This is a genomic window from Bariatricus sp. HCP28S3_F11 (assembly GCF_052065395.1).
In the GTDB taxonomy this organism is placed as follows: Bacteria; Bacillota; Clostridia; order Lachnospirales; family Lachnospiraceae; genus Allocoprococcus.
In genome coordinates this window covers 25,196-44,430 of sequence record NZ_JBQHUC010000026.1, presented here as the reverse complement: position 1 = coordinate 44,430, position 19,235 = coordinate 25,196, and the positions used below count along the sequence as shown (strand labels likewise).

General features: G+C 53.4%; 20 protein-coding genes. 1 reads left to right on the top strand and 19 read right to left on the bottom strand.

The features are described from left to right. Window positions 1–333: 333 nt before the first annotated feature. From ACTNBR_RS11905 to rplM, 18 genes are all read right to left on the bottom strand, one after another. Entirely contained in the window at window positions 334–1,107 is a 774-nt protein-coding gene (locus tag ACTNBR_RS11905) for a DUF4366 domain-containing protein (protein WP_441018398.1), read from the bottom strand. Then, window positions 1,097–1,354, bottom strand: coding sequence for a DUF4315 family protein (locus tag ACTNBR_RS11900; RefSeq protein ID WP_096920752.1), 258 nt, complete (start codon window positions 1,352–1,354; stop codon window positions 1,097–1,099). Before ACTNBR_RS11900 ends, ACTNBR_RS11905 begins: the two co-directional genes overlap by 11 nt. Window positions 1,355–1,384: 30 nt before the next feature. Beyond that, window positions 1,385–3,121, bottom strand: a complete 1,737-nt coding sequence (locus ACTNBR_RS11895) for a CD1108 family mobile element protein (protein ID WP_441018396.1) — start codon at window positions 3,119–3,121, stop codon at window positions 1,385–1,387. After that, window positions 3,114–3,482: a DUF3851 family protein gene (locus ACTNBR_RS11890; protein ID WP_441018394.1), complete on the bottom strand. Its 369-nt coding sequence runs from the start codon at window positions 3,480–3,482 to the stop codon at window positions 3,114–3,116. The genes ACTNBR_RS11895 and ACTNBR_RS11890 overlap by 8 nt, the downstream gene beginning before the upstream one ends. A 2-nt stretch (window positions 3,483–3,484) precedes the next feature. Next, the gene (locus ACTNBR_RS11885; RefSeq protein ID WP_441018392.1) at window positions 3,485–6,346 is read right to left on the bottom strand and encodes a VirB4-like conjugal transfer ATPase, CD1110 family; all 2,862 of its coding nucleotides are present in this window, start codon (window positions 6,344–6,346) and stop codon (window positions 3,485–3,487) included. Then, window positions 6,306–6,692, bottom strand: a complete 387-nt coding sequence (locus tag ACTNBR_RS11880; protein WP_441018390.1) for a PrgI family protein — start codon at window positions 6,690–6,692, stop codon at window positions 6,306–6,308. The genes ACTNBR_RS11885 and ACTNBR_RS11880 overlap by 41 nt, the downstream gene beginning before the upstream one ends. Before the next feature lie 20 nt (window positions 6,693–6,712). After that, the gene (locus ACTNBR_RS11875) at window positions 6,713–7,582 is read right to left on the bottom strand and encodes a VirB6/TrbL-like conjugal transfer protein, CD1112 family (RefSeq protein ID WP_412619984.1); all 870 of its coding nucleotides are present in this window, start codon (window positions 7,580–7,582) and stop codon (window positions 6,713–6,715) included. Between the two features lie 83 nt (window positions 7,583–7,665). Then, entirely contained in the window at window positions 7,666–7,884 is a 219-nt protein-coding gene (locus ACTNBR_RS11870; RefSeq protein ID WP_027644084.1) for a Maff2 family mobile element protein, read from the bottom strand. Between the two features lie 214 nt (window positions 7,885–8,098). After that, window positions 8,099–9,928 (bottom strand): VirD4-like conjugal transfer protein, CD1115 family, encoded by a 1,830-nt coding sequence (locus tag ACTNBR_RS11865; RefSeq protein WP_441018388.1) that lies wholly within the window; start codon window positions 9,926–9,928, stop codon window positions 8,099–8,101. Next, entirely contained in the window at window positions 9,925–10,425 is a 501-nt protein-coding gene (locus ACTNBR_RS11860) for a PcfB family protein (protein WP_441018386.1), read from the bottom strand. Before ACTNBR_RS11860 ends, ACTNBR_RS11865 begins: the two co-directional genes overlap by 4 nt. Before the next feature lie 101 nt (window positions 10,426–10,526). Next, window positions 10,527–10,838, bottom strand: coding sequence for a DUF5720 family protein (locus ACTNBR_RS11855; protein WP_441018384.1), 312 nt, complete (start codon window positions 10,836–10,838; stop codon window positions 10,527–10,529). After that, complete coding sequence (locus tag ACTNBR_RS11850; protein WP_441018382.1) at window positions 10,831–11,193, bottom strand: DUF7768 domain-containing protein; 363 nt, start codon at window positions 11,191–11,193, stop codon at window positions 10,831–10,833. The genes ACTNBR_RS11855 and ACTNBR_RS11850 overlap by 8 nt, the downstream gene beginning before the upstream one ends. Before the next feature lie 48 nt (window positions 11,194–11,241). Next, window positions 11,242–12,135, bottom strand: a complete 894-nt coding sequence (locus ACTNBR_RS11845; protein ID WP_441018381.1) for a DUF6017 domain-containing protein — start codon at window positions 12,133–12,135, stop codon at window positions 11,242–11,244. A gap of 294 nt (window positions 12,136–12,429) precedes the next feature. Next, window positions 12,430–12,705: a DUF5720 family protein gene (locus ACTNBR_RS11840; protein ID WP_441018379.1), complete on the bottom strand. Its 276-nt coding sequence runs from the start codon at window positions 12,703–12,705 to the stop codon at window positions 12,430–12,432. 12 nt (window positions 12,706–12,717) lie between these two features. Next, window positions 12,718–13,647 carry a ParB/RepB/Spo0J family partition protein gene (locus ACTNBR_RS11835; RefSeq protein ID WP_441018377.1) on the bottom strand — a complete coding sequence of 310 codons (930 nt, stop codon included), beginning with the start codon at window positions 13,645–13,647 and terminating at the stop codon, window positions 12,718–12,720. Beyond that, window positions 13,604–14,425 (bottom strand): ParA family protein, encoded by an 822-nt coding sequence (locus tag ACTNBR_RS11830; protein ID WP_441018400.1) that lies wholly within the window; start codon window positions 14,423–14,425, stop codon window positions 13,604–13,606. Before ACTNBR_RS11830 ends, ACTNBR_RS11835 begins: the two co-directional genes overlap by 44 nt. Before the next feature lie 477 nt (window positions 14,426–14,902). Beyond that, window positions 14,903–15,295 (bottom strand): 30S ribosomal protein S9, encoded by a 393-nt coding sequence (gene rpsI / locus ACTNBR_RS11825; protein ID WP_427806969.1) that lies wholly within the window; start codon window positions 15,293–15,295, stop codon window positions 14,903–14,905. Between the two features lie 27 nt (window positions 15,296–15,322). Continuing rightward, window positions 15,323–15,751: a 50S ribosomal protein L13 gene (gene rplM, locus ACTNBR_RS11820; protein WP_427806968.1), complete on the bottom strand. Its 429-nt coding sequence runs from the start codon at window positions 15,749–15,751 to the stop codon at window positions 15,323–15,325. Between the two features lie 306 nt (window positions 15,752–16,057). On the opposite strand from rplM, the gene ACTNBR_RS11815 reads away from it, so the two are divergent. After that, window positions 16,058–17,362, top strand: coding sequence for an alpha-amylase family glycosyl hydrolase (locus ACTNBR_RS11815; protein WP_427806967.1), 1,305 nt, complete (start codon window positions 16,058–16,060; stop codon window positions 17,360–17,362). A 148-nt stretch (window positions 17,363–17,510) separates the two neighbouring features. On the opposite strand, the gene ACTNBR_RS11810 is transcribed toward ACTNBR_RS11815, so the two are convergent. Further along, the gene (locus tag ACTNBR_RS11810; protein ID WP_441018375.1) at window positions 17,511–19,205 is read right to left on the bottom strand and encodes a glycoside hydrolase family 13 protein; all 1,695 of its coding nucleotides are present in this window, start codon (window positions 19,203–19,205) and stop codon (window positions 17,511–17,513) included. Window positions 19,206–19,235 lie beyond the last annotated feature (30 nt).

Genomic DNA, 19,235 nt, shown 5'->3' with positions numbered 1-19,235 from the left:
AAAAAAGCGCGCCGTAATTACAGGCACGTACAAAGAGACATCATTATGGAACTGATATAATAATTCGCTGTTTTTGTGCAGGAGACAGGAACTTTATTTTGCGAGACGACACGGTTTCTCAGCGATCACCAGCTTCATGGTTTTTCTTCCTCCTTTCCCGCAGCCATGCGGTCAGCTGCCGGTGGCAGAATCCCACGCAGGGCTGACCGTCACGGTAATTTCCGCAGCCATAACAGGGGTGGCCGGGAGATAAAGAAGGAGGACGGGAAGTTTCCTTCCCGCCCTCCGGCCTGCGTGTCATCATGCGTTCATAGGGGCTGTCGGTGAAGCGGGTCAAACCGTCTTGTCCTCGCTTTCCTCGTCGCCGCCCCCGTCAGCGTCCAGCTCGTCAGATTCCTCGGTCTCCCAGGAGTCCTCGTCCTCCTGGTCGGTATCATCCTCGCCGTAGTCATAATCGTCCAAATTGTCGTTGCCCTTGGTCTTGGGTTTGTTTTTCACCAGCTTAAAGTAGGCAAAAGCGCCGCCGCCACCCATCAGAGCCAGCACCGCCAAAAGAATGGCCGGATTCAGTCCTGCGGGTTTCTGCGCCGGTTCTTCCGGCTCCGGGGTTTCTTCCGGGGTCTCCGGTTCCGGCTCCTTACCCGTGCAGGCGCTCATATTGATGGCACACACCGGGCAGGCCGTATTCACCGCACCGGCCACACATTTCTCCGTACAGGTACAGGTGGCGGGCTGCTCCTGGGTAGTCTGACTGTCCTCCATCAACGCCATCAGGTCCGCCTCGTCCACCTGGTTCAAGAAGTGGACAGCGGTTTCCTTGTCCTCGTTGGCCCGGTCAATGAGAATGTAGAAGTAGTTGCCCGCCTTGGTGGTGACGGTGATGAGCTGCTTGTTGCCGCCGAAATCATCCACCAGGGCGGCGTTGCCATCCGGGGTCAGGGCCGGACTGTCCTCGGTTTCCTCTACCACCACATTGCTGTCGTTGGTGGCGTCCTCCGCCGGAGGCTGGTCCGTCCCCTGGGCAAAGGCGGTCACCGAAAGGCCCATCATCAGCACCAAGGCGGCGCAGAGGGCCGAAAAGGTCTTGAAAATTCTCTTATTCTTCATGGTCGGTGTCCTCCTGTTCGTCGTAGTCAGCGGAGGCAGCAACCATGCCGGGGACCGTGCCGCCGGAGAGCATGGCATTCAGCTGCTCCGGGGTCAGCCGCAGGGCGCGCACCATCTGGACGATCTCCAGGTTCTCCGCTTCGGTTTTCTGTGCCTCCAGGGTTTTCAGCTTGTCCTGGTACTCCGCGATCTTCTCGCGGACCTTGGCAATCTCCTGGTCAATGCGCTGGATTTTGTTCTTAGCCATTTCAATCACTCCTTTTCTCATAAATCGGCCTTACCAGTTCATCAGGCCGTAGCCCTTGATGCACTCGTAGGTCAGGGAATAACTCTTGATCTTGCAGGCGTCGCCGGAATTGCCCTCCACGGTGTAGACCCGGCTGCCGTCCGTGCCGACCACAAGGCCCACATGGTCGGCGCTGCCATCCAGGTCCCAATCGAAGAAGATGGCGTCGCCGGGGGCAATATTGGCGTAATCACGCCCGCCCCATTGTCCATGGGATTGGAACCACGGGATGCCCTGAGACTGGCAGGCGGCAAAACGCGGCTCAGACAGCCCCATCTGGCCGTAGCACCAGGACACGAAGCAGGCGCACCATTCCACACGGGAATTGAAGCCGTACCAGCTCCAGTAGGGCTGACCGCCCACATTGCCCACCTGACTTTTCGCTATATCCACCACGGCCTGATTGCCGGGGCGGGTGCCGTTGACGAACTCAACACCAGCTAAACTCTCGGAATCGCTGGTGTCGGAGGAACCACCGCCGAAAATCAGCGGCTTGTTGCCCAGCGTCTGCCGGTACACCTGGTACATCTCCAGCTGTTCCGGGGTCAACAGCTCCGAGGCAACAGACGAAATGGGCTTGCTGGTGAGCTTCACATTCAGAATGTAATACTCATACGGGACTTCCACGGTGGTCGTCTCGCCAGTCACGGGGTCCGTGGAAGTTTCGGTGCGGTATCGTATCTCCACTTCCTCGGTAAGCGTCAGCTGATATTGTGCGTCGAATACACGCTCCAGCTCTGCCTGGGCGCTCTGCCGGGTGTAGCCCTGCAAGACAGCGGACAGGTAGGCCGCCAGCTCATGGGGGTCATGCCCGATCATATCCAGGTCGTAGCGGTACTCGTCATACCCCGGATGGCTGCTTTCGATGTTGTCGATCTCGGCTTGCAGCGCCGTTTCTTTAGCAGCGTAGTCCGCCTCCACCGCCACCAGCTCCGGGTCATCCGACGGATAGGTGGTGCCGGACACCACAGAACCGATGCTCTGCGCCATCATGGAGCAGGAGGACATGGTATTGAGCAGCATACAGACCAGCAGGAAGATCGCGCCCGCAATCAGAAAGCCCTTTTTGTGGCGCATGACGAATGACCCGGCCTCCTGTGCCTTCTCTTTGACCGTCTTGGCGGCCTTGCCGGTCTTTTGGGCTGCGGTTGCGGTATTCCCGGCAGCTTGACCGGCGCGCTTGGCGGCAGCGTATTCCTTTTTGATGGCCTGTTTCTGTTGCCAGCGGGAGATGGGGTTGCTGGCAAGCTGGGGATTTTCCCGCAGGGACTTCTGATACAAAGCGTTCACATTGGCCTTTTCCAGCTTCTGCTCGGCCTGGGCTGCCTTGCGGTAGGGCTTTAACTTGTGGCTGCGGTAGCCCTCCCGAACCAACCGTGCGCCGGTCTCAGCAGCCTCCTCGGACTTGTGGGCGCTCTCCACGCCCACATTGTCCTGTTCGGTCTCCCGGATTTCCTTGTGAACTTTCCCCAGGGCGGCATTGGCGGGGGTATCCCGCACCGCATGGGACAGCTTGGAGGGCGGCTTCTTCTTGTCCTCCAGCACCAGCTTGGTGGTCACTTTGCCGGTCTCCGGGTCCACCGTCTTTTGCCGGACCTGTTTTTTCGGGATTTTGGCCTGCGCCTTATCCGCTTTGGCGGCGGCCTTGTCCGCCTTACGGATGGGCTTCTCCATCGCCGGGTCAGCCCGCTCCTCGTCCGTAAAGCGCAGGCGCGGCTCCTTAGTCAAACCAGTTCCCCATCATCAGAGAGGCCGTTATGTAGCGCAGCTCCACATAGACGGCCAGCCCCACAGGGTCATGGGAGGGATGCTGGAGCAGATGGGCGTAGATCTGCGCCACCACATTGGCCAGCAGCTCGGACTGGCCGCCCTCGAAGATGATGACAGCGGGAACGCCGTTCATGGCGCACCAGATTTCCGTCAGGCGCAGCAGGCCCGCCTCGCCGTCCTCGTTCAGCTCCGCAGCCTGATCCACCGCCGTGCGGGTCTCGCTGACGGCATCGGCCAGCTCGGTGAGCAGCTGGGTGCGCTCACTCTCCAGGGCATCGTCAAAAAACATCATGGTATCCAGTTCGGTGTTGGGTTTCATGGTTATTCATCCTCCTTTTTCAGTTCCTGGGGTTTGGTGGTCATAATGCGGTACAGCTCGGTGTTTTTCGGGAAGTGATCCACGAAAGGCAAGATGGTCGCACCGTAGAACAGCAGGCCCTCACCTTCACCGGAATGGGTCACATAGGACAGCTGGTGAGGGGAAATGCCCAGCTGCTTGGCGAGAATCTGCCGGTCTCCACCCGCCTGGTTGAGCATATACACGAAGTCGGAGTTCTCAAAGATGTTCTCCACCTCGCGGGAAGAAAGCAGGTCCTTGACATTCTGCGTGATGCCGGTGGGGATTCCGCCCCATTTTCTGAACCGTTTCCAAATCTCGACGGTATAAGCGGCGGTCTGTTCCTCTTTCAGCAGCAGGTGCATCTCGTCGATGTAGTAGCGGGTGGACTTGTGGGCGGCGCGGTTGATGGTGACACGGTTCCACACCTGGTCCTGGACCACCAGCATACCGATTTTTTTCAGCTGCTTGCCCAGCTCCTTGATGTCGTAGCAGACAATGCGGTTGTTGATGTCCACATTGCTCTGGTGGTTGAACACATTGAGGGAGCCGGTCACATAGATTTCCAGCGCCGTGGCGATGTACTGCGCTTCTTTCTCGTCCTGCGCCCGCAGCAAGTCATACAGGTCCTCCAGAATGGGCATATTCTCCGGGCGCGGGTCGTTCAGATAATCCTGATAGACCAGCCGCACACAGCGGTCAATGATGGTTTTCTGCACCGGCTGCAAACCCTCCTTGCCTCCCACGATCAGCTCACACAAGCTGAGAATGAAGTCGGACTTGAGGGACAGCGGACTTTCATCGTCCGAATAGTCCAGGTTCAGGTCCATCGGGTTGATGTAGTTGGTGGAAGTGGGCGAAATCTTAATGACCTGCCCATGCAGGCGTTCCACCAGGGGCGCATACTCGGCCTCCGGGTCACAGATGATGATGTCGTCATTGGTGAGCAGGAAGCAGTTGGCAATCTCGCGCTTGGCCGAAAAGCTCTTGCCGCTGTTGTGAACGATCAAGCCGTTGGCCAGCAGAAAATTCCCGTACTTGGGTACGGTGAGGTCATAGACCGGCACTTTTTCCGGCAGCCGCTGAAAGGCCACCCGGACCACTACATGGCCGCCGCTGAGCCGCTGGCCATCCGTGATTTTGTTCGCCTCGATAAACTGATCGTCTGCGTCCATAATCAGGTGGGTATCCGTACAGCACAGCCGGGTCCCGTCCTCCAGCTCGATCACCTTCAGCTCGTCCACATATTTTTCAATGCGGATGTCTATGGCCCTGGCGTCCACGATCTCGCCGGTATCGTAGTCATAGGCTTTCACCATTGCTTCCGTGATACCGGCCTCCACCAGCTCGGCAAAGGTCGGGGTGGACCCATCCGCCAGCAGGATACGGGTCTTTCCATCGAAGCAGCCCGGTGTGCCGAGGATCAGGCCGTTGGGGTTTTTGAGCAGCTTGCGGTCCACCATAATCAGGTTGTTGGACAGAGCGTTGATCCCGTAGTACAGCGCCTCCTTGCCGCTCTGGAACAGCTCCTGGGTGGTGAACGGAACAAAGATAGCCGTGGAACTGGTGGTCAGCCCCCGCTGAATCTCGATCTGATTGAGGCCCAGAGGCAGACAGCTCATCAGCCCTTCTTCCTGCTGGAAGTCAAGCCTTGTCAGCTGGCAGTTGTACTTCTGCGCGATGCTGGATGCCTGGAAGATGTTGTTGTCCAGCTGCCGGGGATTGTCCGCCGTGTTCAGCACCAGGAAGGTCACAAGGAACATTCGCTCGTTCCGGCTCTGCAAATCCTGCAAGAGCTTCTTGGCCTCGGCACCGTAGGTGGCAAGGTCGGAGGGAATGATGTCCATGTCATATCCGGCGCGGACGGCCTTTTTCTGCTCCTCGATTTTGGATTTGTCCAGGTCGGTGATTTTCCGCTTGACCGTCTTGATGGCCTTGATCTGGTCCACGGACTGGATATGGAGGCTGACGATCAGAGAGCTTTCCATATCCAGAAAATCCGCCAGCATCCGGTCATTCAGCTCCGGCGCGAGAATCTGCAAAAAAGAAACAGCTCCGTATTTCTTACCCATACGGAACTGCTTGCCGGTGCGGAACTCAAAGCCGGACGGCGCAATGAAGTCCTTGGTGGACAGACCGGACGGAGCCAGCCACTCCCATTCAAAACGGAACGGCACCTGTTCATCCATGTGGAAAATGCCGTGAAGCTGTGCCAGCCGCGCCTTGCCGTCCAGGGACTCGGCGGCCACGCCCACACGCTTAAAGTTATTGAGAATATCGGTCTCAATGCGCTCCAGACGGGGCTTGGCGGCCTTGAGGCTGTCGGCGTCAACCCCGAATGTGAGGTACTTGGTCTTGATAAGGCCGTTGTTGCCCTTTGCCAGCTGGTTTTGCAGCATGGTCATGTACTCCACCCGGATACTGTCAAAATCATCCCCCTGGAGAGGAATGTTGATGGCGCGGGCAAAGGTTTCCTCAGAGGCTGCGAGGTTCAAAAAGGACAGCTGAAACTGAATGGAGCTGTCAAAGTAGTTGAGGAAATCGCACCAGCCCTCGAAGATCGCCGCCTTGTCCTCGTTCTGCGAGAGCTGATAGTTGATGTCCTGGAACTGGATGGTCTTGGTGTAATGGCCGTCTGCCACCCGGCAGATGCCGTCCGGCCACATCCGCTCATAGGGGATGCTGTCCTGGGCCGACTTCTCTTTCCGGTCTGTGCGGTTGGCACGGGCGATGGCGGCCTCGATCTGCCTTCTGTCGGCACGGGACAATCGTTTCTTCTTGGAAACCGGCGGCTGTTTGCCATCCTTATCGGCCTGCCGGTTTTTCGTTGCGGTGAACAATGTCATACACCTCCTTGTCGAGTTTTTCCTGCCGTTCCAGAACGGCATAGAAATTGTTGGTCTTATACGGGCGCTGTTTGGGGCGGATTACGGCCACCTTGATGATGTTGCCCACGATCTTTTCCAGGGGCTGGCCGTGCTTCTCATACATTGCCATCAGAAAGAAAGGCAGCATGACCAGCATCATACACATGGCAGCCACGCTGTTTCCCACAGGCCCCCGGAGCAAAAAGAAAAGCGGTACGCCGATAAGCGCCCCGCTGCCGAAACAGATCAACTGTCTTTTGGTCAGATTAAACGCGACCTTGGTTTTGACTTTCGTCAGGTCTTTGGGTACGGGTACATAAGCCAAAGGGATTACCTCCTTCCTGGTTAGTGTGCATTGAACACGGATTTTGCGAGGCTGCCGGTCTTAAAGAGCGTAAAGCACAACAGTACCGTATAGCCCACACAGCTCCAGATGGCCATGATGATGTCGGATTCGGTGGCGATACTCTGCACCAGCACGGCGTAGATTGCCACACAGACGATGATGAGAAATGCCTGGAAGCCCAGGGCAATCAACGAGCGCAGATAGTTCTGGCCCATGCCGCCCCATTCCTTGCCCATCATGGTGGCCATTGGGATGGGGGCCACCGAGGTCACAAGGTAAATCTCAATCATACGGCCATAGATCACGATAAAGATACAAATGTAAAGCGCCCACATGGTAATGCCGATAAAGAGCGACTGGAACCACAGGCCGAACAGCGGCCCCAGGTCCATATCCATCAGCCGGGACTCCATATCGGTCATGACAGAGGAGATGTCGATGGAAGCGTCGGAACCAATGATGCCCGCCGCCTGCGTCACCACGCTTTGGGCCGCGTCAAACACGCCCATCACGATGTTCCAGGTGTTGGAGACAATGAGGATAGCGGCGGCAGATTTGAACACCCACTTGAAGATCATCCAGGTGTCCACATCGTGCAGGTTGTTTTTGTCGGTAATCATCTGAATCAGCTCCAGCGTCATCACGATAGCCAGGATCACGCCAGCAATCGGCACCATGATGGAGTTGGAGAGGTTCTGGATCATGCTGAAAATACTCCCGTTCCAGCCTTGGGGGGTCTGGCCCACCTGTGTCGCAATGTCTGCGACCTGTTGGTTCACACTATCGAACATCCCCGATAAGTTGCTCATAATGCCGCCTACCAACATTTCCTTGAGCCAGTCAGTAAGGGCATCGAGTAAGAAATCCATACGGTGTCAACCTCCTTTCAGCCGCCCCCGCTTGGGGGCAGGGGCGGCAAGGATTTCTTATGACAGCTTAACGACGGGAACGATCAGACGGTGAACAAGCCGGAAAGCAGGGGTACAAGGACCATGCCGACCACGGCGACGCCAGCGCCAGCCATGAGCTGCTTCATGCCCTGGCTTTTCGCGCCGGGGTTGTCGTTGCCGTAACCTTCCAGGAGGTTGATGACGCCCCAGATGCCGAGGCCAGCGCCGAGGGCGATCACAAGGGTCTGAAGAACGGTGATAGCCTGATTGAAAAATGCCATAAATTATAGTTAGCCGGAATCATTTGAAAAGTTTGATTTAGTCATTCATAGGCATACAAAAGCCGGAACAATCGGCACCCGGGTTCCGGGGCCTGATTCCGGCTGTCCTCCTTTTTTCATTATTTTTTGGTGATTGTCCGCTTTGTACGCCGATGGCCCCAAAAGGGCGGTTGAGGCGGATAGATACGATCACTCCTTTCACAGCGGAACAGATTTAAGCGCCCTCTGCGTCTACTTCGTACACATCGTAGACCTCGTTGGGCTTGAGCTTGAGCCGGGTGGACAGGAACGCCTCGATGTCAAAGGCGTTCTTGGGGTCCGCGTCGGCAGTGTATGGGTAATTGGGGTGCTTGGTGATGTCGTACTTGTCCGAGAGGAAAGGCCGCACACCACGCAGCTGGAGGATGCACTTTCCGCCGTCCATGACAGCCAGTTCATCCTGGCTCATAAGCTCTTTGCCGAGCTTCTGGTAGTTGAGCGAGTGGGAGGTTTCCCGCCCACGGTTCTCGCCGGTGTTGTAGGTGTCGATGGTCTCCTTGCCCAGCACGGCGGCCAGCTCCTTGAGGGTAGTCGGCTCCTTGCCGCCCAGGAAGATGGAGGTATCCATGTTGCCGATGATGGTATCGGCGTTGTCCTTGTAGATGGCCTTGAGCTGGGACTGTGCTTGCAGCACCAGGCAGGCAGAGATCTCGCGGCTGCGGATGGTGGCGACCAGCTTTTCCAGCCGGGGAATCTGGCCGATGTTGGCGCACTCGTCAATGAGACACCGCACATGGACTGGCAGCCGCCCGCCGTACACATCGTCCGCTTTTTCACAGAGCAGGTTGAACAGCTGGGTGTAGCACATGGAGATCAGGAAGTTAAAGCTATCGTCCGTGTCGCTCATAATGAGAAACAATGCAGTCCGGCGATCTCCCAGTGTATCCAGTTCCAGCTCATCGTAGGAAGTGACCTCCCGTAGCTCGGCAATGTCAAATACAGCAAGGCGCGCACCGCAGGAAATCAAGATACTCTTGGCGGTCTTACCGGCGGCCAGCTTGTACTTCTTGTACTGCCGGACCGCAAAATGATTTGGCTTCTCAGCCTCCAGCGCGTCAAACATCAGGTCTACGGGGTTCTTGAACTCCTCGTCATCCTCCCGGACCTCCATCGCGTTGATGAACTCGATAAGGGTGGAGAAATTCTGTTCCTCCACTGGGGCCTCGTAGTGGATATACCCGATGAGGGCGCAGTACAAAAGCGTTTCCGCCTTGACCCAGAAATCGTCCCCGGCCTTGCCCTCGCCCTTGGTGTTGGCAATCAGCGTTGTGACCAGCTTCAAGATGTCCTTTTCGGAGTGGATGTAAGCAAAGGGGTTATAATGCATGGACTTCTTGAAGTTGATGGTATTGAGGACTTTGATCCGGTAAGGCTCATAGATGACCTTGCCGTGCTTATCCTTCATGGGCTTGCCGTCCTTGCCCAGTTTGGGCGTCCCGCGCTGGAGCATCTTGCCGCACTCCACCAGGATGGTGCCTTTGGGGTCTGTGACTACATAGGAGCTGTGCATCTGCATCAGGTTCGGCTTCAGCCAGAACCGGGTCTTGCCGGAACCGGAGCCGCCGATTACCAGAACATTTTTGTTTCTGGCAGTCTTGGGGTCCTTGGGGCGGCTGTTCATGGTCAGGCTCTCGGTTTTGGTCAGAATCACATTGTTCTGGAATACCGGGTCGATGTAAGGTGCAATATCCTCATGGGTTCCCCATCGGGCGGAGCCATACTCCATGCCATGCCGGTACTTCTTGGCGTTCTTGCTTTTGAGATAGACTGCCAGCCGCAGGCCACCGCCGCAGCACAGGCCCACCAGCAGGTCCAGCGGATGCAGACTGGGCCACCAGCTGGCCAGCGCCACCGGCAGCGTGGAGAAAAACGAGAGCATTTTTGCCGAAGCGTCCGCACCTACGGCCATCCGCCATCCTTCACCGAAGTTGGTGGCGAACAGTCCCATCAGGATATACGGCATATTCAGCAAAAGGAGCTTTTTGATGTCAAGCTGCTTTTTCATCGTTCCAGCTCCTTCCGCTTGTTCCGGTCCACGACGGCGTGTTTCACCAGCTCTTTGAACTGGCTAAGCTTTGCCAGCACGGACGGACGCTCTGTTTTCTGCGCCTTTCTGACCTTCTTGCCGGTGTACTCGGTAAAGGCAGCGGTCAGGGCATCCGCATCCCGGCCTTTGAAAAAGATCAGGTACTTGGGCGGGGAGCTGCTGCGGTCCTTCTTCACCGCATAGTCCACGCCGTATTTCCGGGCGATCTTCTCAAACTCTTTGATGGAGGGGTCGGTGATCTCGATGTTGGAAACGCCCTGATTCTGGCCGATCAGCTGCTTCACCGTCTGCTTGCCGTGGGGAATCACGGGGGTATCCCGGCTTTTCTGCTTTTGCAGCTTCTTTTCCTTGCGGTGGGCAAGGTACTTGGTGATGGCGGCTTTCAACAGCCGCCCGGTAAACTTTGTTCCGCTGACTACCAGCGTCAAAGTCCTGTTTTCCACTTCCTCCTGCATAGGTCATCGCCTCCTTTCCACGGATTTTGCAGGGGTGGCGCTTGATACTAAGGCGGGACCACCAGCCGCCGCAGCAGGTATTTCAGCATGGCAGGCTCCTTTCAGCGCAGCTGGTCGGAGCGGTCATAGTACAGATGGCCCTGGCGCACTTTGGCATGGCTGAGAATCTTGATATGGCCCTTTTCCTGGTTCTCCAGGCTTTTCTGGTATCCGGCCTCCGTCAGAAACAGGCGGGTCCGTTCGCCTTTCCAGCCCACCGGCGAATCGTGGGTCAGCACATCGAAGATAATCATGTGCCGGGTGCCCTCGGCAAACCGTTGCAAATCCATGTATTCGTGGCCGTGGTAGTTCTGCGCCCCGGCCTTGAGGCGCATTTCCTCCATCAGCTGGCCCACAGTCTTACGCTCAGGCATGGCGCACACCTCCTTTCCCGCGCCCCTGGCCCTTCACGGTCAGAATGCCGTCCAAGGTGGTGGCGGTAATCCGCAGGCGCTCGGCGGTGGCAATGTCATTCTTCACGGTCTCGTCGATGCCGTGGCCGCAGACCACCAGCACATGGGACCGGCGCAGGTAGTCCCGCGCCATATCCAGCCCGTCCTTGTGTTCCTGGGGAATCTCGTCCTTGAGGAAGGTGGGCAGGAACAGCACCGGGCAGATGGGCGAATACCCGGCGTCGTACACCTGACGGCAGTAGGCCGCAGCGTTCTCGGCATTCTCATACTGGCTGTTGCTCCAGGGAGCCGTAATGTAAGCAAGGGGTCGTTTCATGGCAAAATCCTTTCTCCCGGTGTGTCCGGGTAGCAGAAAAGCGGCTGTTTACCAGCCGCCTGCGTACATATCGTGGTTGACTTGTGCGGTGTAGTGATTGCTGATCGTGGTAGGCGCGTTGAACAGCACCGCAAGCAGATACTGCTTCATGTTGCGGATTTCGGTGGTGTTGTTCCGCAGGCACTCCATGACAAACTCGATATGGGAGCAGTCCAGCTTCAAAAACCGGGAGCGGACTACCTCATGGGGGAAGTCGCTGCCAGCGATCCGGGTGGTTTTCCGCTTGGCGCAGACAGTCTCCACCATCAGCTCCACGATCTCGTCCAGGTCCTCCCGGTAGGTGGTAAACTCCCGGCACAGGTGGTCATACTCGATGTTCTCCAGAATCAAATCCCGATAACTTTCCATCTCTGTGAGCGACATCGTTTCCCTTCCTTTCCGTTCCGGCGGTCTTGCCGCCGCTGTTTCCTGGAAGGGAATGGAATCGGTACTTGATCCATGAGTAATTGATTTTTGGGTATTTGATTTCTCTATATTTAATTCTGCGGGCTTTTCCGTATCCGGTTTATCCAGATACGGGTTTTCCGTATCTGGTGAAGCCGTATCTGGTACATCCGTATCCGGCCCAGGCGTTTCCGGCTGCCGGGGCTGGGGCTGTTCATAAATAACATACTCGGTGTCGCTGATCCGGCCCTGCCGGTCCCGCAGCTGGTGGCGCACGATGTAACCGGCGGTTTCCAGCTCCCGCAGCGCATTACCGATGGCGTCCACGCCCTCCTTGCAGATTTTCGCAAGGCCACGGGTGGTATAGTTCCAGTCATCCGGCAGGGACAGCATCATGGAAAGCAACCCCTTTGCCTTCAGGGACAATTCATGGTTCCGCAGGTGATGATTGCTCATTACCGTATAGTCGCGGGTTCTTTCAATCCGAAAGACCGCCATTGACTTCACTCCTTTCTGCTCTCAGGGCATGAAAAAAGCCACAATCTTTTGTGAAAAAGACTGTGGCGTTTAGCTGTTCTTGATTTTCGTGTTCTTCCGGGGCCGGTAGGGACGCTTGGGCAACGGCGGCTGGTCGAACAACGATTCATGCCCCGAAAACGGGAGGGCCTGCAAAACCCGGTCAATGTCGGTGGATTCCATGTCATACTGAGACTGGCAGTTTTCCCGGATAGCATCCTTGATGCTCTGGACAGTACACATATTCATTCCTTTCCTTTCGTGGTAGTGGCAGGTTTACGGGTGGCGGCGACGCTTGTCCGGCTTGAAGTCGAGAACATGGCCCTCGATCACACGGGCATACCGCTTGATTTTGATTTCCCGGCGCTTCTGGCTTACGAGGGCGGCCTGATACCCGTCCTCGGTGAGAAACAGCCGCATTTCATCGCCGGGGCTTCCGTAGGAACAGGGACGCAGGATGGAAAACTCAATCATCCAGCGGGTGTTGTCCTGAAAACGCTCTACGGCGAGAATGTTATGTCCTTTCAGCTCACGCGCTGCAATATCCCTCATAGGCGGCTCCTTTCATCGTTCCTGGTCTCTCTGGCGCTTTTTCTGCCACCCCTCCAGCAGCTTGATGATGGTTTCCTGCATCCGCTGGGGCGTGTAGCTCTTGGGAAAATACTTCCGCAGGATGTCGGCAGAAAGGGTCACTTTGTCGAGATCGCTTTTCTTTTCCTCGCCCATGATGACGCGCATCATATCGAGGGTCAGATGCCCCTCCTGACTGTATTTCTTGAGCCGCTGGGCCTGGGAGAGAGAGGGGGTAGCCTGTTCGCTGTCCATCGCGTCCAGCAAGTCCCGCTGTTCCTCTTTTTTGAGGAAAGACAGCTCATAGGCCGGATTGAGCGCGATTTTCTTTTCATCCACCATATCCAGCAGTTCGGGAATCAGCTCCGTCAGGCGGATATATCGTTGAACCTGTCGCTGGCTTTCACCGGCTTGGCTTGCAACAAGCTGAATAGAAGTCTGCGACTTCTCGCCAACTTGGCGAGAAGTTAAGTCAGAGCGTTCCCCCTGATGTTTAATAGCCTCCAGCTTCATCTTATAGGCAAAGGCCCTCTCGCTGGGGAGCAGGCTTTCTCGCTGCAAGTTGCTGTCCACCATGATGATGGTGGCGGCATCATCGTCCAGGTCTCGGACAATGACCGGCATGGTTTCTTTCTCGGCCAGCTCACTGGCCCGGTACCGCCTGTGACCGGCAACCAGCTCATAGCCGCCCTCCGGGTCCGGGCGGGCAATCGCCGGAACCAGAACACCGTACTGCCGAACACTGTCGGCGGTCTCCATCATGGCCTCGTCATCCTTGACTTTGAAGGGATGGTTCTTGAAAGGATGCAGCTCAGACAGCGGGATTTCCCGTACTTTTTCCAGCTTGGCATCCTGGCGGCTTTCTTCGGTGGAAAACAAGTCATCGTATGGAGCCAGCTCTACTTTTTTCGCGCTGCTTTTCAAGTTTTATCACCTCCTGGGTCAGATTTTTGTACCCCTCGGCTACCTTGCCATTGGGGTCATGGGCAAAAATGCTCTTGCCCTCGGCGCTGATTTCCTTTGCCCGGACAGAATGGGGAATCTCGCTTTTGAAAACCGTGATTTTGCTGCCGTAGGTCTCCCGCAACAGAGCGGCGATCTCCTTGGCAAAGTTGGTGCGGTTGTCCACCATCGTCAGCAGTATGCCGTCGATCTGGAGCTTGGGATTGATTTGCCGCTTGACCTTATTGACCGTCCGGAGCAGCTGTTCCAGGCCCTTGGCGGGCAGATACTCTGCCTGGACGGGGATTATGATCCTGTTGGCGGCTGCCAGTGCGTTGACCGTGAGCATACCCAGGGAAGGCTGGCAGTCAATTAGGATATGGGAATACTGTCCCTTGAGCGTGTCCAGGTATTGCCGCAGGATGGTCTCTCGGCTCATGGCGTTCACCAGGGAGACCTCCATGCCGGATAGCTGAATGTCAGCAGGCATCAGGTCAACGCCTTCCGGGTGGTGCAGAATACCCTCACCGGGCTTGATTGGCTCGTCCATCAGGATGCGACCCATAGCATCGGACAGGGTAAAGGGCAGCTTGTCCGGCTGGGGATGGTCCAGGCTGATGGTCAGGCTGCCTTGCGGGTCTCCGTCGATCAGCAGCACTTTTTTCCCAGCCTGCGCCAGACCTACACCTAAGTTCGCGCAGGTGGTTGTCTTGCCAACGCCGCCTTTCTGGTTGGCGATGGCGATGATTTGCGTGTTCAATGACTTCACCTCATTTCTGAATTGTTCTATGGCTTCTGGAAATAGAAAAAGCCGCCACTTCAAAAATTGAAAGTGACGGCCTTTTCTTATCCCGGAATGAAATTCCCCGGAAATGCAAAAAGCGCCCAGTAGAAAAATACTGAGCGCTTGGCGATTAGATTTATTCTGTTGTATTCAAATTAGGTCAAATTATCTCAAACCAATCAAATGAAAATGGTCAATAAAGGAGAAGAAAAAGCCACCTCTCCAAAGGGCAAAAAACGGCCTTCGGTTATCCTATTTGGTAACCACTTGGCCCTCTTTTTACCCTATTTTTTGCCGGTTATCCACTTGGTAACCACTGAAAGTTGGGTGAAACTGGATCTTGTTTCGTCAAATCCAGTCAAACTATATCAGCCTTTCAGGGCATAGGAAAAGCCCGGAAAACCTTGATTTTCCGGGCTTTTTGAACCATTTTGATGCAGTTTGAACAGCTGATTATCTCTTGCTGAACTGCGGAGCGCGACGGGCGGCCTTGAGACCGTATTTCTTACGTTCTTTCATACGTGGATCACGTGTTAAGTATCCAGCTGCTTTCAGAACCGGTCTGTAATCAGCATCTGCTTCAAGCAGAGCTCTTGAAATACCGTGACGGATTGCACCAGCCTGTCCTGTATATCCACCACCGTGTACATTTACTAATACATCAAATTTATCAGCTGTCTCAGTTGCAACCAGCGGCTGACGAACTACAACTTTTAAAGTTTCCAGTCCGAAATATTCGTCGATGTCTCTTTTATTGATTGTGATCTTACCTGTACCCGGTACAAGGTATACTCTTGCGATAGATTTTTTTCTTCTTCCTGTTCCGTAGAATTTAGCATTAGCCATTGTAATATCCTCCTTTCACACCTTCAACTAAAATGTTAAAACTTCCGGCTTCTGTGCCTGCTGTTCATGCTCTGGTCCTGCATATACATGAAGTTTCTTAATCATAGTTCTTCCTAAAGGTCCCTTCGGGAGCATTCCCTTAACAGCCATCTCAATAACTGCTTCCGGCTTCTTAGCCATCATTTCTCTTAATGTAGTTTCTTTCATTCCACCTACATAGTCTGAATGATGATAGTATACTTTCTGGTCTAATTTCTTACCAGTTACTTTTACTTTTGCAGCGTTTACAACTACTACGTAATCGCCTGTATCAATGTGCGGTGTGAATACCGGTTTATTTTTTCCTCTTAAAACTTTTGCGATCTCTGCAGAAAGACGTCCGAGTGTCTGTCCTTCAGCGTCAACTACATACCATTTTCTCTCAATCTTATCTGGATTAGCCATGTAAGTTTTCATTGGTTGACCTCCTATGAATTTCCATTTTTACTAATTATTTTCATTGTAGATTCTATTGGAAAACAATCCACTCCGGGGCTTTGGTGTAAATTGTCTCTTCCTCGTGTCATACTTTATCATTATATTATGGTGCCTTTTCCATGTCAACTGTTTTTTTGATTTATTCCTTATTTTTTTCGACTCCCCGCACAATTCGTTATCGTATATACAATCACAGAAATTTTACAGTAGCCCGGTCATCTGTTCCTATGGTATAATAAGCACATATGAAACCACACAAAAATACAAGAAACGAGGTACTGACACATGTGGGCTTATGAAGGCATTTTTTATCAAATCTATCCGATTGGATTTACCGGAGCGCCGACTTCCAATGACGGCAACGTAGTTCCGAGAATTTTGAAGTTGAAGGAATGGAGCAGTTATCTGCAGGAACTTGGTGTTTCTTCTATATTATTGAACCCGATATTTGAATCGGACAATCATGGATATGATACCCGCGATTTCAAAAAAATCGACTGTCGCCTTGGGACAAACGAGGATTTCGCAGAGGTCTGCAAGGATCTGCATGCACATAATGTGAAGATTGTTCTGGACGGTGTATTCAACCATGTAGGGCGCGGTTTCTGGGCTTTTAAGGATGTGCAGGAGAAGAAATGGGATTCTCCCTACAAAGACTGGTTCTGCATCAATTTTGACGGTAATTCTGCCTATAATGACGGCTTCTGGTATGAAGGCTGGGAAGGTCACTATGAACTGGTCAAGCTGAATCTCTACAATCCGGCTGTTGTCGATTATCTTCTGGAATGCGTGAAGGGCTGGGTGGAAGAATTCGATATCGACGGACTGCGGCTCGATGTTGCCTACAGTCTGGAGCGCAATTTTATGAAACGCCTGCGCAGCTTCTGCCAGGAACTGAAACCGGATTTTGCTCTGATCGGCGAGGTATTGTTCGGCGATTATAATCTGATCGTAAATGATGAAATGCTCCACAGTTGTACGAATTATGAGTGCTACAAAGGAATCTACTCCAGTTTCAACAGTATGAATATGTTCGAGATCGCTCATTCTCTGAATCGCCAGTACGGTCCGGAACAGTGGTGCATTTACCGCGGAAAGCATCTGATGTCCTTTGTCGATAATCATGATGTAACACGAATCGCCAGCATTCTGACCAATAAGAACCATCTTCCGCTGGCTTACGGTCTTCTTCTAGGAATGCCGGGAGTTCCGTGTATTTATTATGGCAGCGAATGGGGAGAAGAGGGCGTCAAGGCTCCGAATAATGATTATGCACTTCGTCCATGTTTTGAAGAGCCGAAGCCGAATGAACTGACGGAATTGATCAAGGAATTGATTCATATTCGCACAGGCAGTGATGCGCTTTGTAACGGAACCTATCGCAATGTTGTCCTCACCAACCACCAGCTTGTTTTTGAACGCAAAACGGATTCCGAACGCATGCTGGTTGCAATCAACGCCTCCGATGCACCGTACACCGCACAGAATGGGGAGCTTGGCGGAACGATGACCGATCTGCTGACCGGCGAAGTCATTGAGATGAACGGACATCTGGAGATGCCTCCTTACAGCGTGAAATATCTAAAATAACGGATCCCTTCTTAGCAAAATAGGGATTCAACTCCAAAAGATTCAACAGATCATTTTAGAATATGCATGACAAGATAAAAGGACAGTTAGTGTAAAAACCTTCTGTCCTTCTGTCTGTATTATGTTTTTATAGTCAGCTATTTTCCGGTCAGAGTTCTGCCACAATGAACTGATACGGCTTCAGTGTCAGCAGCCAGCCGTCTTTCACCTTCAGGACTCTTTTCTCGATATTATCCTCCGGATAATTATTGACTAGGATTTTTTTGCTGTCAAACTCCATCGGTATGGTCCGCTCTTCGTTCTGATAGTTGGAAGCTACCAGCAATGTATGGTCTTCATCCTTTCTATAGAAAGCAAAAAGTCTCTTTTCGCCTTCATATGCAGGTATCATCTCTCCATACACAACGGTATTACCATATTCCGGATCTTTGCGGAGACGAATCATTTCTTTATAAAATTCGAGAACAGATCCTTCTCTTCCTTCCTGGTCGGCCACATTGATTTCCTTATAATTCGGATTTTCTTTAAGCCACGGCGTACCATCGGTAAATCCTGCATGCTCAGTGTCATCCCACTGCATCGGTGTGCGGGCATTATCGCGACTGAATTTCGCAACAATATCCAGTGCTTCCCGCTCGTCATAGCCCTGCTCTCTGGCAAGGCGATATTCTTCGATCGTGCTGATATCATTGATATCGGAAATGCTTTCGAAACGGGTATTTGTCATACCGATTTCCTGTCCCTGATAGAGAAACGGAAGGCCATAAGTCATCATCATAAGTCCTGCCAGCATTTTCTTGCTGATTTCCGTCACTTCTCCTTCCGGAATATAACGGCTTACCCCGCGAGGCTCATCATGATTCTCGATGATATTCGCCATCAGTCCTGTTTTTTGCGACGTAAGTTTACTTCTCATCACCGTATCCCGGTATGCATCCGGGTCCACCGGCTCACAGGCATACCATCCCTTTTGATTTCCGCCAATTAAATGCGGCGCAAAATCAAATATGGATTCAAAACAGCCGTTCTCTCCGATATATTTCTCCATCTCTTCCTCGCGAAAATCAAAAAGCTCTCCTATCGTGAATGCCTGATACGGCGCAAAGGCTTTTTCTTTCATCTCCTGAAGAAATTCATGAACCCCCTGCGCATTTTGGAGCATCAGCGCTGCGCTGCACATTCCGTCTTCACGGTCAGCCGGGAAATCCTGGAAACGAAGATCTTTCTTAATATTGATAATTGCATCCAACCGGAAACCGGCCAAGCCTTTTTCCATCCACCAGCGGATCATTTTATAGATTTCTTCCCGCAGCTTCGGGTTCTCCCAGTTCAGATCCGGCTGTTCTTTCGCGAACATATGAAGATAAAACAGATTCTCATATCCCGGAAGTTTTTCCCAGACACTGCCTCCGAAATAGGAGCGCCAGTTGCAGGGCGGTTGCCCGTCTTTTCCTTCTCTGATATAGAAATATTTTCCGTATTCTCCATACGGATCCTGAAGTGCCTTTTGAAACCATTCATGCTGATCTGAGCAATGATTTACAACCAGATCCATGACGATGTACATATCGCGTTTTTTTGCTTCCTCAAGCAGTTCGTCCATGTCTTCCATCGTTCCAAATGCCGGGTCAATAGCATAATAATCAGATATGTCATATCCCTGATCTACAAACGGAGACTGATAGATCGGGGACAGCCAGATGATATCCACGCCCAGATCTTTCAGATAGTCCAGTTTACCGATAATTCCCCGGATGTCACCGATCCCGTCTCCGTTGCTGTCCATAAAGCTTTTCGGGTAAATCTGATATGCTGTTTTTCCATGCCACCATTTCTTCTTCATCGTATTTTTCTCCTTGTTGCTTACATTTTT

What these genes read in the sequence shown, in the direction of transcription:
- ACTNBR_RS11905 (WP_441018398.1), bottom strand. Translation starts at nt 1,107, where the DNA reads ATGAAGAATAAGAGAATTTTCAAGACCTTTTCGGCCCTCTGCGCCGCC.
- ACTNBR_RS11900 (WP_096920752.1), bottom strand. Translation starts at nt 1,354, where the DNA reads ATGGCTAAGAACAAAATCCAGCGCATTGACCAGGAGATTGCCAAGGTC.
- ACTNBR_RS11890 (WP_441018394.1), bottom strand. Translation starts at nt 3,482, where the DNA reads ATGAAACCCAACACCGAACTGGATACCATGATGTTTTTTGACGATGCC.
- ACTNBR_RS11885 (WP_441018392.1), bottom strand. Translation starts at nt 6,346, where the DNA reads ATGACATTGTTCACCGCAACGAAAAACCGGCAGGCCGATAAGGATGGC.
- ACTNBR_RS11875 (WP_412619984.1), bottom strand. Translation starts at nt 7,582, where the DNA reads ATGGATTTCTTACTCGATGCCCTTACTGACTGGCTCAAGGAAATGTTG.
- ACTNBR_RS11870 (WP_027644084.1), bottom strand. Translation starts at nt 7,884, where the DNA reads ATGGCATTTTTCAATCAGGCTATCACCGTTCTTCAGACCCTTGTGATC.
- ACTNBR_RS11865 (WP_441018388.1), bottom strand. Translation starts at nt 9,928, where the DNA reads ATGAAAAAGCAGCTTGACATCAAAAAGCTCCTTTTGCTGAATATGCCG.
- ACTNBR_RS11860 (WP_441018386.1), bottom strand. Translation starts at nt 10,425, where the DNA reads ATGCAGGAGGAAGTGGAAAACAGGACTTTGACGCTGGTAGTCAGCGGA.
- ACTNBR_RS11855 (WP_441018384.1), bottom strand. Translation starts at nt 10,838, where the DNA reads ATGCCTGAGCGTAAGACTGTGGGCCAGCTGATGGAGGAAATGCGCCTC.
- ACTNBR_RS11850 (WP_441018382.1), bottom strand. Translation starts at nt 11,193, where the DNA reads ATGAAACGACCCCTTGCTTACATTACGGCTCCCTGGAGCAACAGCCAG.
- ACTNBR_RS11845 (WP_441018381.1), bottom strand. Translation starts at nt 12,135, where the DNA reads ATGGCGGTCTTTCGGATTGAAAGAACCCGCGACTATACGGTAATGAGC.
- ACTNBR_RS11840 (WP_441018379.1), bottom strand. Translation starts at nt 12,705, where the DNA reads ATGAGGGATATTGCAGCGCGTGAGCTGAAAGGACATAACATTCTCGCC.
- rpsI (WP_427806969.1), bottom strand. Translation starts at nt 15,295, where the DNA reads ATGGCTAATGCTAAATTCTACGGAACAGGAAGAAGAAAAAAATCTATC.
- rplM (WP_427806968.1), bottom strand. Translation starts at nt 15,751, where the DNA reads ATGAAAACTTACATGGCTAATCCAGATAAGATTGAGAGAAAATGGTAT.
- ACTNBR_RS11815 (WP_427806967.1), top strand. Translation starts at nt 16,058, where the DNA reads ATGTGGGCTTATGAAGGCATTTTTTATCAAATCTATCCGATTGGATTT.
- ACTNBR_RS11810 (WP_441018375.1), bottom strand. Translation starts at nt 19,205, where the DNA reads ATGAAGAAGAAATGGTGGCATGGAAAAACAGCATATCAGATTTACCCG.